Here is a 16168-nt window from a genome sequence, read left to right on the forward strand (position 1 = left end):
ATGCCTATCCCGGCCCACGCTGAATGTTGTGCACGAAAGCTGAACGCGGAGATCTCGGGCTCTTGGACTTGCCCCCGCTCCGCGGTTTCGCATTAAGGTGCGCCTATGGCTGATCTGACGACCCCGCCGCGGTCGACCACCGCCGCGGTGTTCGAGCGCAAGATCCGGTTGAGCCGCTGGGCCCAGCTGTTCGAGCGGCTTTGGCCGCGAACCTGGGCGCTGCTGGCCGTCGCCGCCCTCTTCGTCATCGTTTCGCTGGCGGGTCTCTGGCCGCGCCTTCCCGAGGCCGCCCACTACACCCTTCTCGGCGCCTTCGGCCTTGCGGCCCTCGCAGCCCTCCTCTGGATGGCCCGCACACCCTTTCCGACCCGCGAGGAAGCCCTTCGCCGCCTCGAGCAGCGCTCGGCCATGCCGCACCGGCCAGCCTCCTCCTATGAGGACACACTTTCCGCGCCCGGCGTAGGCGGCGCCACCCAGGCCCTCTGGGAAGCGCACCGCGCGCGCCTCGCCGCGACCCTCGCCAAGCTCCGCGTCGGCACGCCCTCGCCGCGCGCCGATCGCGCCGATCCCTGGGCGCTCCGCGCCGTGCTGCTCATCGGCGTCGGCGTGCTCGCGGCGGCAGCCGGCGACGGCTTCATGGACCGCCTTTCGCAGGCCTTCCGCTTTGGCACGCCCGCGACCACCGTCAGCACCGCCCGCCTCGATGCCTGGGTGACGCCGCCGGCCTATACGGCGCGGCCGCCGCTCATGCTCGTCGATGGCTCGCGTGCGAGCGCACCGTCCGTGCTCGGCGAGGCCAGCCCCTCGTTCGAGGTGCCGGTCAAAAGCGCGCTCGTCGTGCGCGCCAGCGGCGAGCGTGCCTCGGGCCTGACGCTCGAAGTCACGGACGACGCCGGCAAGGTCGAGATCCTCTCGCCGAAGAAACCGGACCTCCCGCCGGGCCTCACCATGACGAGCGAGGTCGCCGAGATCCGCATGGAGCTCATGCGCCCCGTCACGGTGCGCGCCCGCGGTGTCGCCGGCGAGCCTCATTGGGCCTTCCGCATCATCCCCGACCACCCGCCGAAGATCGCCCTCTCCAAGGATCCCGAGCGCATGCCGCGCGGCTCCTTGAAGCTGACGTACAAGGTCGAGGACGACTACGGCATCGCGAGCGCCGAGGCGCGCATCACCCGCATTAGGCCCAAGCCCGGCGATCCGGCAACGAGCTGGGCGCGGCCGAAGAAAAAGGGCGCGCGTCCCCCGCTCGAGAAGCCGCCTGTGCTGACGCTGCGTCTCCCCCGCGCAAATGCCAAGCAGGCCGAGGGCACGAGCTATCACGAGCTCTCCGGCCACCCGTGGGCCGGCATGCGCGTGCGCATGATCCTCTCGGCCAAGGATCAGGCTGGTCAGGTCGGCAAGAGCGAGCCCGTCGAGTTCATCCTCCCGCAGCGCCGCTTCGAAAATCCGATCGCGCGCGCCGTCGTCGAGCAGCGCCGCAACCTCATCGAGGATCCGCGCAACCGCGATCAGGTAGTCATCGCCCTCGATGCGATCGCCACCGAGCCCGAAGGCTTCTTCCCGGACTACAGCGCCTACATCAACCTGCGCGCCGCCTACTGGCGCCTCATGCGCGACAGGTCACGCGAGGGCATGAAGAACGTCGTCGACCAGCTCTGGCATGTCGCCATCCGGCTCGAGGACGGCAATCTCTCCGAGGCCGAGCGTCGCCTGCGCCAGGCCCAGGAGGACCTCGCCAAGGCGCTCCAGGAAGGCGCGAGCGACGAAGAGATCCAGCGCCTCATGAACGAGCTGCGCCAGGCGCTCAACCAGTTCATGGAGCAGCTTGCGCGCCAGGCCGAAGGCCAGCAGCCACAGCCCATGCCGCAAGGCCAGCAGAACCAGATGCTGAGCCAGCGCGATCTCGAGCGCATGATGCGCGACATCGAGAACATGGCGCGCCAGGGCTCACGCGAGAACGCGCAGCAAATGCTGAGCCAGCTCCGCGATCTGCTGGAGCGGCTTCAGTCTGGTCGCATGGCCCGTCAGCAAGGCCAGCAGAACCAGCAAATGATGCAGATGATGGACCAGTTCGGGGACATGATCCGCCAGCAGCAGCAGCTTCTCGACGATACCTTCAGCGAGCAGCGCCAGGCTGGTGAGGATGGCCAGGACGGTCAGCAGGGCCAACAGGGTCAGCAAGGTCAGCGCGGCCAGCAGGGACAAGGCCAACAGGGCCAACGCGGGCAGCGTGGCCAGAGAGGCCAACAGGGTCAGGGTCAACAAGGGCAGCAGGGACAGCAGGGCCGTGGCTATGGCGATCTGAGCCGCCGCCAGGGCGAGCTGCGCAACCGCCTCGGACAGCTCGGCCAGGGCCTCCAGCAGTTCGGCATGCAGCCTCCATCCCAGTTCGGCGGCGCCCAGCGCTCCATGGAGGAAGCCGAGCAGGCGCTGCGCGAGGGCAATCTCGATGGCGCCGCGCGCGCCGAGCAGCGCGCCCTCGAACAGCTCCGCCAGGGCGCCCAGCAGATGGCGCAGCAGATGCTGCGCCAGATGCCCGGCCAGTTCGGCCGCTCTGCGGATGTGCCGCTCGATCCCATGGGTCGCCCGCAGCGCACCGAAGGCCCGGATCTCGGCACTTCCGTCAAGGTGCCGGAAGAGATCGACATCCAGCGCGCCCGCGAGATCCTGGAAGAGCTGCGCCGCCGCCTCGGCGATCAGCAGCGCCCGCTCCTCGAGCTCGACTACATCGAGCGCCTGCTGCGGCGGTTCTGATCACGCTCCCCTCTCCCCGCTTGCGGGAGAGGGCCAGGGTGAGGGGCAGCGACAATCGCGACATCGGCGGCTTGCGTTCGCGCCTTCAGCGCGACGGGGCTTTAATGAGTCGCGCGCCGCTGGCGCGACCGCCCCTGGCCCCAATCGGGGAGACCCCGAACCCCCTCCTTTTTATGACTTGGCGTTCGCCGCGAGCGCACCATCATCCCCTCTCCCCGCCCTTGCGGGGAGAGGGGGAAGTGGGGCGCGTCATAGGCCGCGCTGTCGCTCTGGCCGCCGCGGGCATGGCACCACGATGGGAGGCGGCAGCACCCCTTCCCGGCAGCCCGCGGCACTAAAACAGACCACTGCCGCGAGCACAGCATGATCCACTCTCTCCGCTCGCGGGCGAAGAGACGCAATTGGCACAGGCGCGCGACCGTCATGAGCGCGCGACTGCGCGCCGGCCGGTAGGCCGTGCCAGGAAGCAGCCCGCGGCACTAAGAAAAATCTAAGAAGAACTCCCCGACCGCCCTGACGCGATCGCCTGATGCAGCGCCAGCACCGGCAGCAGTCCCACCAGCACGATCAGCAGCGAGCTGAGCCCCGCGCTCTCGAACAGCTCGAGCGAGGCGAGGCTGTAGACGTGCGTCGCCAGCGTCTCGAAATTGAAGGGCCGGAGCAGCAGCGCCGCCGGCAGCTCCTTCATGGCATCGACGAACACGAGCAGCCCCGCACTTCCGAGCGCCGGCAGCAGCAGCGGCAGATGCACGTGCACCATGGTCGCGAACGGCGTCGAGCCGAGCGTGCGCGCGGCCGCATCCAGGTTCGGCGACACGCGCTCCATGCCCGCTTCGATCGCGCCGAGCGACACCGCCAGGAAGCGGATCGCGAACGCCAGCACCAGCGCGAACAGCGTCCCCGTCATGAGCAGGCCGAGCGGCAGCCCGAACAACGCCCGCGAAAGCGCATCAATGCGATTGTCCAGGGACGCAAGCGGGATCAGCAGCCCGAGCGCCAGCACCGTACCGGGCAGCGCGTAGCCCACGCCCGCGAGCCGCACGGCAAACCGCATGAACGGCCCGCCCACAATGCGGCGCGCATAAGCGAGGATCACCGCAAGCACCACCGTCGCGGCCGCGGCCAGCACGGCGAGCAACATGCTGTTTCCGGCCGCGCGCCAGAGCGCCGTCCAACCCGCATCGTCCGTGAAATGGAGCGCGTTGTAGGCAAGCACCAGGCACGGCAGCACGAACCCGACGACGACCGGAATGAGGCACGCAATGATCGCGCCCACTGCCCACCAGCCGGACAGCTCGGAGAAGGGGATCGAGCGATAGCGCCCCGTCGTATGATGGAACTGCTTCCGCCCGCGCGCGTGCCGCTCGATGGCGAAAAGGATCAGCACGACCGCCAGCGCGGCAAGCGCAATCTGCGCCGCACCGCCGAGGCTCGATCGCTGCAGCCAGGTTGCATAGAGCGCCGCCGAAAGCGTCTCCACGCCGAGGTGCTGCACAGCCCCGAGATCATTGAGGCATTCCATGAGCACGAGCGCGACGCCTGCCGCCAGCGCAGGCCGGGCGAGCGGCAATGCGACGCTGATGAAGGTCCCCCAAGGCGTCCGCCCGAGCGTGCGCGCGACCTCGAGCACGCAGATGGACTGCTGCACGAAGCTCGCCCGCGCCGCCAGATACACATACGGGTAGAGCACGCTCGCCAGCAGAAAGATCGCGCCGGTCGTCGACCGGATGTCCGGGAACCAGTAGTCGCGCGGCGTGCGCCATTCGAAGAACGCCCTGAGCGCACCCTGTACGGGCCCAGCATAGCCCAGAAGATCGACGTAGCAGTACGCGGCAATATAGGTCGGCACCGCGAGCGGGATCACCAGCAGCCGGTCGAGCAGGCCCCGTCCCGGGAAGCGATACATGGTGATGATCCAGGCCGTGCCCGCGCCCACCACCAGCGTGATCGTGGCGACGCCCGCCATCACCATCAGCGTCGTCGCCAGCGCGCCCGGCAGGATCGTGCGCAAGAGATGCGGCCAGGTCTCGAAGCCGGCCGAGAGCGCCAGCACGGTGATCGCCGCGACCGGCAGGGCCACGAGCCCCGCAATGATCCCGACGGCGATCGCCCAGCCCGGCGAAACCCGGCGTCGCGCGCGCCAGGAACCTCGGCCATGGGCCGGAAAGCGCCCCGTTCGCCCGGATGTCGAGAGATCGCTGCTCTGCATGGGATGCCGGATGCTCCGCCGCCCAACGGAAGAAGAAGGTTTACGCGCGGCCGCCCAGACGGCTGCAGATGGCTCCTCATAGCCCTTCCCGACCGCCGTGGTCGAGTATCTTGACTGCCCCTTGAAGGAAAGGCCTCTTTTGGCAGCGCACAAAACCGGTTCGCGCACGCTGTCAATGCGTTGACCGAACATAGTCAACGGACTGGTCAGCTTGGCCCCTGTCGGCTAGTAGTCATGCGGAGCGCTTACATCACAATCAGCGCCGAGACGGATGATGAGCAGGGAGGTTGCATGGCCGCCACAAGCCACACAGGAAACGGCCAGTTCCCGGACGCCGGCACGCCGGTTCAATTCACGCGCGACGAGGAGCTGACCGCCTATCGCGAGATGCTGCTGATCCGCCGCTTCGAGGAGAAGGCGGGCCAGCTCTACGGCATGGGCTTCATCGGCGGCTTCTGCCATCTCTACATCGGGCAGGAGGCGGTCGTCGTCGGCATGCAGATGGCGATCAAGCCCGGTGACCAGGTGATCACGACCTACCGCGATCACGGCCACATGCTGGCGACCGGCATGGACGCGAAGGGCGTCATGGCCGAGCTGACCGGCCGCAGTGGGGGCTACTCCCGCGGCAAGGGCGGCTCCATGCATATGTTCTCCAAGGAGAAGAATTTCTACGGCGGCCACGGCATCGTCGGCGCCAACGTGCCGCTCGGCGCGGGCCTCGCCTTTGCCAACAAATATCGCGGCAACGACAATGTCTGCCTCACGTACTTCGGCGACGGCGCCGCGAACCAGGGGCAGGTCTACGAAGCCTTCAACATGGCGAAGCTCTGGCATCTGCCGGTGATCTTCATCATCGAGAACAACCGCTATGCCATGGGTACGGCCATCGAGCGCGCAGCCGCGACGACGGACTTCTCGCGCCGCGGTGCCTCCTTCGACATCCCCGGCGAGCAGGTCGACGGCATGGACGTGCGTGCTGTGCGCGCGGCCGGCGAGCGAGCCGTCAAGCGCGCCCGTGCCGGCGAGGGCCCGTGCATTCTCGAGATGCTCACGTACCGCTATCGCGGTCACTCGATGTCGGATCCCGCCAAGTACCGCACGCGTGAGGAAGTCGAGCGCGTGCGCGAGGAGCGCGATCCGATCGAGCGCGTGCGCCGGCGGATGCTCGAAGCCGGCATGATCAAGGAGGACGAGCTGAAGAAGATCGACGGCGAGATCCGTTCGATCGTCAACGCCGCCGCCGAGTTCGCCCAGAACGATCCCGAGCCCGATGCGTCCGAGCTTTGGACGGACGTGCTGCTGCCGGCGTGAGGGGGGCATGAAGAAAGAGGACCTGGAGCACATCGTCGTTGAAGCGCTCAATGAAGCCGGCGGATCAGCTTCTCTTGTCGAAGTCGCTAAGTACATCTGGCGTACTAGAGAGCAGGAGCTGCGAGAGAGCGGCGACCTCTTTTATACGTGGCAATACGACATGCGCTGGGCAGCTCAGAGACTGCGGGACAGAGGAGTGCTGCAATCTGCTTCCCCAGCCGAACGCAACTGGGCGCTTGCCTAAACCTAGCAGAGCAAAGAGCGTAGAAATGCCCACCCTGGTATTCACGCCCGCCCTGCACCCGACCATCGAGGAGGGCGGGCGATGAACGAAATAGTGCGACAGCCCAATCTCGATGCGGCTTTTGGGCAGCTTTCCGAATTCTGGTCGCCGCGTGTCGTCGCGGCGGCGAACGGGCAGTACGTGAAGGTGGCAAAGGTCAAAGGCGAGTTCGTCTGGCACGCGCACGCCGATGAGGATGAATTCTTCCTCGTCCATCGCGGCGAGTTGACGATCCGCTATCGCGACCGCCCGGACGTGGTGCTGCGCGAAGGCGATTTCCACGTCGTGCCGAAGGGCGTCGAGCATAATCCATGTGCCGCTGACGAGTGCTGGGTCGTGCTCGTCGAGCCGGCTCAGACCAAGCATACCGGAGAGACGATCTCCGACATGACGAAGCCGATCGAACAACAAGCAGCGCCACTCGGCTGATACTCGCGCCGACGGAAGCATCAGGGACGAACCGACCACCATGCCCACCCAGATTCTCATGCCGGCACTCTCTCCGACCATGGAGGAGGGCAAACTCGCCAAGTGGCTCGTGAAAAGCGGTACGCACATAAAACCCGGCGATATCATCGCCGAGATCGAGACCGACAAGGCGACCATGGAGGTCGAGGCCGTCGACGAGGGCACCGTCTCGGAGCTGCTGATCGCCGAAGGCACCGAGGGCGTGAAGGTCAATACGCCGATCGCCGTGGTCGTCGGTGATGGTGAGGGCAGCGGTACCGCCACCCCGAGCGCACCACCGCGGGCCCCGCCGCCTCAGGCAGCGCCCGCAACGCCGGTGAATGCCGTGCCCGCCGCCCCGCAGCCGCCGCCGGCACCGGCGATCATCGACACGAGCATCGCGCCCGGCACCGAGATGGTCACGCAGACCATGCGCGAAGCCCTCCGCGATGCCATGGCCGAGGAAATGCGCCGCGACCCGGACGTGTTCCTCATGGGCGAGGAAGTGGCGCAGTACCAGGGCGCCTACAAGGTCAGCCAGGGCCTTCTCGACGAGTTCGGCGCGCGCCGCGTGATCGACACCCCCATCACCGAGCAGGGGTTTGCCGGCATCGGCGTGGGCGCCGCCATGGCAGGCCTCAAACCCATCGTCGAGTTCATGACCTGGAACTTCGCCATGCAGGCGATCGACCAGATCATCAACTCCGCGGCCAAGACGCTTTACATGTCGGGCGGCCAGATGGGCTGCCCGATGGTGTTTAGAGGCCCGAACGGCGCCGCCGCCCGCGTCGCGGCCCAGCACTCGCAGTGCTACTCGTCGTGGTATGCGCACGTCCCCGGCCTCAAGGTGGTCGTGCCGTCCAATCCGGCCGACGCCAAGGGCCTCCTGAAGAGCGCCATCCGCGATCCCAACCCCGTGCTCGTGCTCGAGAACGAGATCCTCTACGGCATGCATGGACCGGTGCCGAAGGTCGAGGACTGGCTCGTGCCCATCGGCAAGGCGCGCATCGCCCGCGAGGGCACCGACGTCACGATCGTCTCGTTCGCGCGCGGGATGCAGTATGCGCTCGCTGCCGCCGAGAAGCTCGCGGAAGAGGGCATCAGCGCCGAGGTGATCGACCTGCGCTCGCTGCGCCCCATCGACTGGGACACGATCCTGACGTCGATCAGGAAGACGAGCCGCATCGTCACGGTCGAGGAAGCTTGGCCTGTCTGCTCGATCGGCTCGGAGATCTGCGCGCAGGCTGCGATCCAGGCCTTCGACTATCTCGACGCGCCGCCGGCCAAGGTATCGGGCGCCGACGTGCCCATGCCCTATGCCGCAAACCTCGAGAAGCTTGCGCTGCCGAGCGCCGACCAAGTCGTCGCGGCCGTGAAGTCGGTGATGGCGTAAACGAAAAGCGAGCCATGGCACGATCCGCCACACACTCCGTTACGATCAAGAAGCGCGCCGAGGCGGCTCCCATCGAGCTGCGCGCGGGCGAGACAACGCTCGGCGCGCTGCGCAACGTGGCGGGCGCGGCCGGTGACAGCGCCACCATGAGCGGGCTTTTCACGCACGCACCGGCCTATGCCGACTTCACCGATCGCTTTCTCGCCCTCGCCTCTGCACTCAAGGCCGACGATGCAGCAACGGCCGCCGCGATGCAGACCGAGATCGAGGCCGCGGGCGTGCACGTCTATCATCTTCAGCACGACATGCGTATCGACCGGCCCGCAAGCGTGCAGATCATCGGCGGCGAAGTGCGCTTCTCGCCGAACGACGCCTACCTGATGATGCGCACAGGGGGCCTCTAACGCGGAACCGGCCATGCCGAGACCGAGGTGGACGGCGCACCACCTTCTGGTCGAGAATGGCGCGAACGACGAAAATCGAGCGACAAGCAGGAAACGACCATGCCGACGGAAATCCTGATGCCCGCCCTCTCCCCGACGATGGAGGAAGGCAAGCTCGCCAAGTGGCTTGTGAAGGAAGGGCAGAAGGTGCGCTCCGGCGACATCATCGCCGAGATCGAGACCGACAAGGCAACCATGGAAGTCGAGGCCGTGGACGAGGGCACGGTCGGCTCGCTGCTGATCGCCGAAGGCACGGACAAGGTGAAGGTCAACACGCCGATCGCCGTCCTGCTCGGTGAGGGCGAGAGCGCCAGCTCTGCCAAGACCGCAGCGCCGGCTCCAAAGCCCGCAGCGGCACCTGCTCCTGCACCAGCCGCTGCCGCGCCGAAGCCGCAGGCAGCCCCGGCAGCCGCCGCGCCATCTCCTGCGCCCGCGCCTGCAGCGCCCGCAGCCGAGCCCGCCACCAACGGTCACGCTGCCGGCGAGCGGATCTTCGTTTCGCCGCTCGCGCGCCGTCTCGCCAAGGAAGCGGGCCTCGATCTCGCCCGCATCGCCGGCACAGGCCCGCACGGCCGCATTGTGCGCCGTGACATCGAGGCTGCTGCCAAGGGTGGCACCGCCAAAGCCGCTCCGGCGCCGAGCACGGCGCTCGCCCCAGCGGCCGCTACGTCCGCCATGGCTGCGCCCATGGCCGACTCCAAGATCCTCGCGCTCTACGAGCAGGGTAGCTACGAGGTCGTGCCGCATGACGGCATGCGCCGCGTCATCGCCGAGCGCTTGACGCAGTCCAAGCAGACCATCCCGCACTTCTATCTCTCGCTCGACTGTCGCCTCGATGCCCTCCTCGCCGCCCGCGAGCGCATCAACGCCGCCGCGCCCAAGGAAGGCCCGCGCGCGTTCAAGCTCTCGGTCAACGACTTCGTCATCAAGGCGCTCGCACTCGCGCTCCAGCATGTGCCTGCCGCCAATGCGACATGGACCGCCGAGGGCATGCTGCGCCACCGCCACTCCGATGTCGGCGTTGCCGTGGCCATCGAAGGCGGGCTCTTCACACCCATCATCCGTCACGCTGAGCTGAAGACGCTCGGCGAGATCTCGAACGAGATGAAGGACCTCGCGAGCCGCGCCCGTAAGCGCCGCCTCGCGCCGCACGAGTACCAGGGCGGCACGACCTCGATCTCGAACCTCGGCATGTACGGCATCAAGAGCTTCGACGCCGTGATCAACCCGCCGCACGCCACCATCCTGGCCGTCGGCGCGGGCGAGAAGCGCGCCGTCGTCGTCGGCGACCGCATCGAGGCCGCCACCATCATGAGCTGCACGCTCTCCTGCGACCACCGCGTCGTCGATGGTGCCATCGGGGCCGAATTGCTGAACGCCTTCCGGGCCTTGATCGAAGATCCCGTCAAGATGCTGGTCTGAGGCGAGTCCGAGGCCAATCTGAGGTTCTGGTGCCTCTCCTGCCAAACGGCTGTCGGCAGAACCGGCATTGCGACGGATTGTTGCGCTTGGGAGCGCCTTATTGGCGTGCTAAGCCACGCCGAACCAACGACAGCAAGGATCCCAGCCGATGACCGTGAGCAACGGCCGCCAGTTCCTGTCCATTCCCGGTCCCACGAACATCCCCGACGAGGTCCTGCAGGCCATGAACCGGCCGGCCATCGACCTCTATTCGGGCAGTATGCTGGGCATCACCTACAGCCTGATCGAAGACCTGCCGAAGCTCTTCAAGACCGCCGGGCGCGTCTACATGTACGCGGCCAACGGGCACGGCGGCTGGGAAGCTGCCTACACGAACGTGCTCTCGCGCGGTGATCACGTGCTCGTCCTCGAAAGCGGCCGCTTCGCCATTGGCTGGGGCGAGATGGCGCGCCTCATGGGCGCCGAGATCGAGGTATTGCCGCAGAGCGGCCGCAAGGCCGTCGATCCTGCTGCTGTCGAAGCCCGCCTCAAGGCCGACACCAAGCATTCGATCAAAGCGATCTTCGTCGTGCAGATCGACACGGCGACGAGCGTCGTCAACGACCTGCCCGCCATTCGCAAGGCGATCGACGCGGCCGGCCACCCGGCCCTGCTCATGGTCGACACCGTCGCCTCGCTCGGCTGCATGCCCTACGAGATGGACGCCTGGGGTATCGACGTGACCATGTGCGGCTCGCAGAAGGGCCTCATGACCCCACCGGGCCTCGCGCTCGTCGCCGCCGGGCCGCGCGCCATGGAGGCGCACAAGACCGCCAACATGCGCACGATGTATTGGGACTGGACCTTCCGCGACGGCCCCGAGCATTACCAGAAGTACTGCGGCACACCGCCCGAGCACACGATCTTTGCACTCAGGAAAGCCGTCGATCTCCTGTTCGCGGAAGGCCTCGAGAATGCGCACCGCCGCCACGCCCTGCTCGCGGAAGCGACACGGCGCGCCGTCGCGAAATGGGCCGAGGGGCAGGTGCTCTCGTTCAACATCACCGATCCGGCCCAGCGCGCGAACTCGGTGACGAACGTCCTCGTCAACGGCTTCAATCCGCAGATCATCCTCGACTACTGCCGCGAGAAGTGCGGCGTCGTGCTCGGCGTCGGCATCGGCGATCTGACCGGCAAGGCCTTCCGCATTGCCCACATGGGGCACACGAACGCGCCCATGGTGCTCGGCACGCTCGCTGCTGTCGAAATGGCGCTGAAAGCGCTGAAAATCCCGCACGGCTCAGGCGGCGTGCAGGCCGCCATCGAGTATCTCGGCAGCGAAGTAGCGCCCTGATCGGGCGCTACTCGATATCCTCGACATCGACCGCGCCGCCCTTGACGCGCTGCGCCAGGGCGGCCTCGATGAAGGGGTCGATATCGCCGTCCATCACGGCCGAGACATCGCTCGTCTGCACGCCCGTGCGCAGATCCTTCACCATCTGATAGGGCTGAAACACGTACGAGCGGATCTGGTGGCCCCAGCCGATGTCGGTCTTGGACGCCGCCTCGGCCTGCGCCTTCTGCTCGCGCTTCTGCAGCTCGAGCTCATAAAGGCGCGCCTTGAGGCGCTTCATGCCGGCATCGCGGTTCTGATGCTGCGAGCGCCCTTCCTGCGAGAAGATCACGATGCCCGACGGCTTGTGCACGATGCGCACGGCCGATTCAGTACGGTTCACGTGCTGGCCGCCCGCGCCGCTCGATCGCGTGAAGGACACATCGATATCGTCCGGCCTGATCTCGATCTCGATGTTGTCATCGACGATCGGATAGACCCACACACTCGAGAAGGACGTGTGCCGGCGCGCATTCGAGTCGAACGGCGAGATGCGCACGAGACGATGCACGCCCGACTCCGTCTTCAGCCAGCCATAGGCGTTCTCGCCTTTGATCTCGAGCGTCGCCGACTTGATGCCCGCTTCTTCGCCGGGACTCTCGTCGATGAGCGTTACCTTGTAGCCGCGTCCCTCGGCCCAGCGCATGTACATGCGCAGAAGCATCTGCGCCCAGTCCTGGCTTTCCGTGCCGCCGGCGCCGGCGTGGACTTCGAGATAGGTGTCCAGGGTGTCGGCCTCGCCCGAGAGCAGCGCCTCGACCTCGAGCCGCTTCACCTTTGCAAGAAGGTTCTTGAGGCCCGCTCCACCTTCCTCGACGGTCGCGCTATCATCCTCGGCCTCGCCGAGCTCGACGAGCGTCACGACGTCGTCGAGCTCCTGCTCGATCTTCTTGTAGCCGTTGACCGCGCTTTCCAGCGACTGGCGCTGGCGCATTACCTTCTGTGCGCGCGCCGGATCATTCCAGAGCGAGGGATCCTCCGCCTGGCGATTGAGATCGCCGAGGCGCATATCGGCTGTATCCCAGTCAAAGAGACCTCCGGAGCAGGGCCATGGACTCCTTGATCTCGGAAACGAGAGCTGTGTGCTCGGCGCGCATTTTTGGCCTCCTCAGGCGAATTCAGGTGCTCGGCGCGGCTTATAGGTGGCCGGCGCCGGGTTGTAAACGCGCGGGCGGCCTCCACGGGCCTACAGTACAAGCGCGCGGCCCCTTGGGGCGTGCGGCTACTCCCCGATTATGGTACGCGGAGCGCGTAGTTTCCTGGCCCAAAATGAGCGAAGGAGATGCCCCGTGGTCAAGGTCGTCACACTCAAGAACATCCCGATCATGCCGGCCGAGGGGGCCGCCGAGCAAACCGCAGGATGGACCGGACCGGTTCACCGGACCCGCCAGACCATCATCGAACCTGGCGACTCCAAGGAATTCACCTGCTCCGTGGTCAACTTCAGCCAAGGCTGCAACACGGGATGGCATGTCCACGATTGCGATCAAATCCTGATCGTGACTTCCGGCTCCGGGATCGTGGCGACGGAGAATGAGGAGCACGAGATCAACGTCGGCGATGTTGCGCACATCACGGCCGGTGAGCGCCACTGGCACGGCGCCAAGGCGGATTCGACCATGGGGCACATCACCATCATGCTCGTCGGCGCCAAGTCCACCTGGGGATAGTCCCACCTGGGATAGTCGGGCCGATGTTCGATGGCGGCGCGATCACGATTGCGCCGCCTCGAAACGTCGCCGAGCGGATTTTTCAATCTTACGCCGATTTCGCGGCAGCCATCAGCTTCTGGTCGATGGCCATGGCGCGCTGGCGCGCCGGCCGCTCGTTCAGGCGCGCCACATAGCGCTTGAAGGTCTCACGCTCAGGCAGAAGCTTGAACTGCAGGCCCCAGGCAATGGCCGATCCCACATAGACATCAGCCGCCGAATAGCGCTCGCCCAGGAACCACGGCCCCTTCTCGATGGCCTTCTCGAGCGTATCGACCGTCGTTTCGTACGTGCCGTACGGCATCATACCACGCCGCCCCGGCTCGCGCTTCAGCACGTGATCGATGATCGCGGGCTCCAGGCAGCTCCCCTGGAAGAACATCCAGCGGAAATAAGCGCCGCGTAGCGGATCGCCGGGCGGCGGCGCCAGATTTGCCGCAGGAAATGCATCGGCCAGGTAGGCGCAGATGGCGCCGGCCTCGGTAATGACCTGCCCTTCATGCTCGATGGCCGGCACCTTGCCCATGGGATTGATGGCCAGATACTCGGGCCGATACTGCTCCTCCTTCTGAAGGTCCAGCACATCGAGCTCGTAGGGCGCGCCGATCTCCTCGATCATGAAGAGCGCAGTCGATGAGCGGCTCGGCGCCGCGTGGTGAAGAATGATCTTGCCGCTCATGACAGCCTCCGTCCGGTGTGTTCAGTATCCGCGGACGCGATCCACCACATTCTGCAACGGCGCGCCGCGCTCATAGGCTTCGATCTGCGCAACCACGTAGTCGGACACCGCCTCGGGATCGCTATCGGCGGCATTGTGAGGCGTGATCGTGGCCTTGGGGTGGCTCCACAGCGGATGCTCGGCCGGCAGCGGCTCGGTATTGAACACGTCGAGCGTAACTGCTCCGAGCGTACCGTCGTTCAATGCCGCAACGATGTCATCCTCGACTTGCAATCCGCCACGCCCGGCGTTGATCAGCACCGGCGCGCCGAGCACGCCGTCGCGCGCGAGCATCCTGAACAAAGACGCATTGAGAATGCCTTTGGTTTCCGGTGTCAGCGGCACGAGCACGACAAGAATGTCGGTCCGCGCGAGGAATGCCGGAAGCTGATCCATGCCGGCATAGCATTCGATGCCCGGCACTTCCCGCTTCGAGCGGCTCCACCCCGCTACCTGGAATCCGAGCCGCGCGAGCACCTCCGCACTGTCACGCCCGAGCTCGCCGAGGCCCATGATGCCGACCCGGACGGCCGACGCCGCCCGCTGATCCGGCGTGTCCCACTGCTTCTCGCGCTGCGCGGCATCGAGGCGGCGCTGCTGGCGATGGTGCATGAGGACGTGCAGCACCACGTACTCCGTCATGCGCTTGGTGAGATCGCTCACCGCCACTCGGACCAGCGGCACGTTTGGGAGAGTTGCATCCGCGACGAGGGCATCGACGCCCGCACCCAGATTGAAGATCACTTCGAGGTTCGGGAACGTCTCGAGCAGACCGGGCGGCGGCTTCCACACGGCGACGAAGCGCACGCTCTCGGGCGCCGGCGTATCCTTCGGCCAGAGCGCGACCGGCATGGACTTGAGGCGCGCTGCGAAGCGCTGCCGCCACGGCTCGGCAGACCAGTTCTCGCCCGCCCCCTGCACGACAATGAGGAGTGTCATCTATTTTTTCCGGCACTCGGTTGATGCTGCTAGCCAGAAGGCCGCTCGGGAGCGCGACGTCAAGTGCAAAGGCCCCGGCCGTGCTATAGAGGAAGCCCTCGCCACGGGCCTGCTCTCATCGGATAGCCCCGACTTTCACCGCCATATGTCCTCTGACGTCATATCCAGGATCAAAGCCCCTTTCAGCCGGGTGGCCGCATTTCTTTGCCGGAAACTGCGCCCGGCCGCGGCACCGTCCGAGGACGGCTCGAGTGCCGATGCGCATAAGGAGATCCGCAGCACCATCGAGCTGCAGGCGACCGAAGGCGCCGTTACGCCGCACGATGCCGAGATGCTCGGCGGCGTCCTCGACCTGAGCGAGCTTCAGGTCCTCGACATCATGGTCCACCGCACGAAGATGGCGACCATCGACATCGGCGAGCCGGTGGACAGGATCATCGATGCCGTGCTCGCGAGCCAGTACTCGCGAATGCCCGTCTGGCGCGAGGCGCCGGACAATTTCGTCGGCGTCCTGCACAGCAAGGACCTGCTGAAAGCATTGCGCGATGCCGGCTGGTCACCCGATCGCGTCGATCTGGGAACCCTCCTCAGCCCGCCCTGGTTCGTGCCCGACACCACCGGCGTCAACGAACAGTTGAGCCAGTTCCTCAAGCGCAAATCACAGCTCGCCCTCGTCGTCGACGAGTACGGCGAGGTCCGCGGCCTCGTCACACTCGAGGATATCCTCGAAGAGATCGTTGGTCAGATCGCGGACGAGCACGACATCGGCGAGGTGCACGTCCGCACGCAAGTCGACGGATCGGTGCTGGTCGAGGGAACGCTGCCCATACGCGATCTCAACCGCGAAACCGGCTGGAGCCTCCCGGACGACGCCGCCACCACAGTTGCCGGCCTCGTCATGCACGAAGCCCAGACCATCCCCGAGGCCGGGCAGGTGTTCACCTTTCACGGCTTCCGCTTCGAGATCGCCCGCAAGGTCCGCAACCGCATCACGGCCGTCCGCATTCGTCCGACCCTGCCGCCGGTCCCGCCAGCCCCATGAGACCTGCCGCCTCCGCCATTTGCAGGCGGGATGGCTGCCTGCATGGAATGGCCAACAGCCGGCCCTGTTGGTATGCTTGTCTGGATTTTGGCCGCAAAACGGCCTGATGCCTGCACCCCCATT

General features: G+C 66.4%; 13 protein-coding genes and 1 pseudogene. 10 read left to right on the forward strand and 4 right to left on the reverse strand.

Annotation, left to right across the window (positions count from 1 at the left end; translation table 11 throughout):
• The first annotated feature begins 105 nt into the window (after positions 1-105).
• Entirely contained in the window at positions 106-2754 is a 2649-nt protein-coding gene (locus tag CS1BSM3_RS23745) for a TIGR02302 family protein (RefSeq protein WP_072391800.1), read from the forward strand.
• 490 nt (positions 2755-3244) lie between these two features.
• Here CS1BSM3_RS23745 and CS1BSM3_RS23750 read toward each other — a convergent pair whose 3' ends face one another.
• Positions 3245-4963 (reverse strand): ABC transporter permease, encoded by a 1719-nt coding sequence (locus tag CS1BSM3_RS23750; protein ID WP_083528845.1) that lies wholly within the window; start codon positions 4961-4963, stop codon positions 3245-3247.
• A 291-nt stretch (positions 4964-5254) separates the two neighbouring features.
• Here CS1BSM3_RS23750 and pdhA point away from each other — a divergent pair, with 291 nt between their 5' ends.
• The 7 genes from pdhA to CS1BSM3_RS23785 all read left to right on the forward strand — a co-directional run bounded on the left by pdhA (position 5255) and on the right by CS1BSM3_RS23785 (position 11598).
• Positions 5255-6277: a pyruvate dehydrogenase (acetyl-transferring) E1 component subunit alpha gene (gene pdhA, locus CS1BSM3_RS23755; protein WP_072391803.1), complete on the forward strand. Its 1023-nt coding sequence runs from the start codon at positions 5255-5257 to the stop codon at positions 6275-6277.
• 7 nt (positions 6278-6284) lie between these two features.
• Positions 6285-6521, forward strand: coding sequence for a hypothetical protein (locus CS1BSM3_RS23760; RefSeq protein ID WP_072391806.1), 237 nt, complete (start codon positions 6285-6287; stop codon positions 6519-6521).
• An 81-nt stretch (positions 6522-6602) separates the two neighbouring features.
• Positions 6603-6989 (forward strand): cupin domain-containing protein, encoded by a 387-nt coding sequence (locus CS1BSM3_RS23765; RefSeq protein WP_072391809.1) that lies wholly within the window; start codon positions 6603-6605, stop codon positions 6987-6989.
• Between the two features lie 40 nt (positions 6990-7029).
• Positions 7030-8400 (forward strand): pyruvate dehydrogenase complex E1 component subunit beta, encoded by a 1371-nt coding sequence (locus tag CS1BSM3_RS23770; protein ID WP_072391812.1) that lies wholly within the window; start codon positions 7030-7032, stop codon positions 8398-8400.
• A 14-nt stretch (positions 8401-8414) separates the two neighbouring features.
• A complete protein-coding gene (locus tag CS1BSM3_RS23775; RefSeq protein ID WP_072391815.1) occupies positions 8415-8804 on the forward strand; it encodes a hypothetical protein in 390 nt (129 codons plus the stop codon).
• A 99-nt stretch (positions 8805-8903) separates the two neighbouring features.
• Positions 8904-10265, forward strand: coding sequence for a pyruvate dehydrogenase complex dihydrolipoamide acetyltransferase (locus CS1BSM3_RS23780; protein ID WP_072391818.1), 1362 nt, complete (start codon positions 8904-8906; stop codon positions 10263-10265).
• Positions 10266-10413: 148 nt separating this feature from the next.
• A complete protein-coding gene (locus tag CS1BSM3_RS23785; RefSeq protein WP_072391821.1) occupies positions 10414-11598 on the forward strand; it encodes a pyridoxal-phosphate-dependent aminotransferase family protein in 1185 nt (394 codons plus the stop codon).
• A gap of 7 nt (positions 11599-11605) precedes the next feature.
• Here the strand turns inward: CS1BSM3_RS23785 and prfB are convergent.
• Positions 11606-12734, reverse strand: a protein-coding gene (prfB, locus tag CS1BSM3_RS23790) for a peptide chain release factor 2 (RefSeq protein ID WP_143149330.1) whose coding sequence is annotated in 2 segments (ribosomal slippage) — positions 11606-12664 and positions 12666-12734 — 1128 coding nt in all. Because the reading frame shifts where the segments join, the coding sequence is not laid out codon by codon here.
• Positions 12735-12926: 192 nt separating this feature from the next.
• Between prfB and CS1BSM3_RS23800 the strand changes: the two genes are divergently transcribed.
• The gene (locus CS1BSM3_RS23800) at positions 12927-13307 is read left to right on the forward strand and encodes a cupin domain-containing protein (RefSeq protein ID WP_174263767.1); all 381 of its coding nucleotides are present in this window, start codon (positions 12927-12929) and stop codon (positions 13305-13307) included.
• Positions 13308-13395: 88 nt separating this feature from the next.
• Here CS1BSM3_RS23800 and CS1BSM3_RS23805 read toward each other — a convergent pair whose 3' ends face one another.
• Together CS1BSM3_RS23805 and CS1BSM3_RS23810 are read right to left on the reverse strand one after the other, a co-directional pair.
• A complete protein-coding gene (locus tag CS1BSM3_RS23805) occupies positions 13396-14025 on the reverse strand; it encodes a glutathione S-transferase family protein (protein ID WP_072391827.1) in 630 nt (209 codons plus the stop codon).
• Positions 14026-14046: 21 nt separating this feature from the next.
• Positions 14047-15003, reverse strand: a complete 957-nt coding sequence (locus CS1BSM3_RS23810) for a 2-hydroxyacid dehydrogenase (protein WP_072391830.1) — start codon at positions 15001-15003, stop codon at positions 14047-14049.
• Positions 15004-15322: 319 nt separating this feature from the next.
• Between CS1BSM3_RS23810 and CS1BSM3_RS23815 the strand changes: the two are divergent.
• Positions 15323-16045 (forward strand): annotated as a pseudogene (locus CS1BSM3_RS23815) (transporter associated domain-containing protein); the annotation flags it as partial.
• Positions 16046-16168 lie beyond the last annotated feature (123 nt).

The sequence above is a fragment of the Hyphomicrobium sp. CS1BSMeth3 genome, assembly GCF_900117415.1.
GTDB lineage: Bacteria > Pseudomonadota > Alphaproteobacteria > Rhizobiales > Hyphomicrobiaceae.

Bases quoted from the DNA above. Each gene is read 5' to 3' on its own strand.
- CS1BSM3_RS23745 (WP_072391800.1), top strand. From the start codon at position 106: ATGGCTGATCTGACGACCCCGCCGCGGTCGACCACCGCCGCGGTGTTC.
- CS1BSM3_RS23750 (WP_083528845.1), bottom strand. From the start codon at position 4,963: ATGCAGAGCAGCGATCTCTCGACATCCGGGCGAACGGGGCGCTTTCCG.
- pdhA (WP_072391803.1), top strand. From the start codon at position 5,255: ATGGCCGCCACAAGCCACACAGGAAACGGCCAGTTCCCGGACGCCGGC.
- CS1BSM3_RS23760 (WP_072391806.1), top strand. From the start codon at position 6,285: ATGAAGAAAGAGGACCTGGAGCACATCGTCGTTGAAGCGCTCAATGAA.
- CS1BSM3_RS23765 (WP_072391809.1), top strand. From the start codon at position 6,603: ATGAACGAAATAGTGCGACAGCCCAATCTCGATGCGGCTTTTGGGCAG.
- CS1BSM3_RS23770 (WP_072391812.1), top strand. From the start codon at position 7,030: ATGCCCACCCAGATTCTCATGCCGGCACTCTCTCCGACCATGGAGGAG.
- CS1BSM3_RS23775 (WP_072391815.1), top strand. From the start codon at position 8,415: ATGGCACGATCCGCCACACACTCCGTTACGATCAAGAAGCGCGCCGAG.
- CS1BSM3_RS23780 (WP_072391818.1), top strand. From the start codon at position 8,904: ATGCCGACGGAAATCCTGATGCCCGCCCTCTCCCCGACGATGGAGGAA.
- CS1BSM3_RS23785 (WP_072391821.1), top strand. From the start codon at position 10,414: ATGACCGTGAGCAACGGCCGCCAGTTCCTGTCCATTCCCGGTCCCACG.
- CS1BSM3_RS23805 (WP_072391827.1), bottom strand. From the start codon at position 14,025: ATGAGCGGCAAGATCATTCTTCACCACGCGGCGCCGAGCCGCTCATCG.
- CS1BSM3_RS23810 (WP_072391830.1), bottom strand. From the start codon at position 15,003: ATGACACTCCTCATTGTCGTGCAGGGGGCGGGCGAGAACTGGTCTGCC.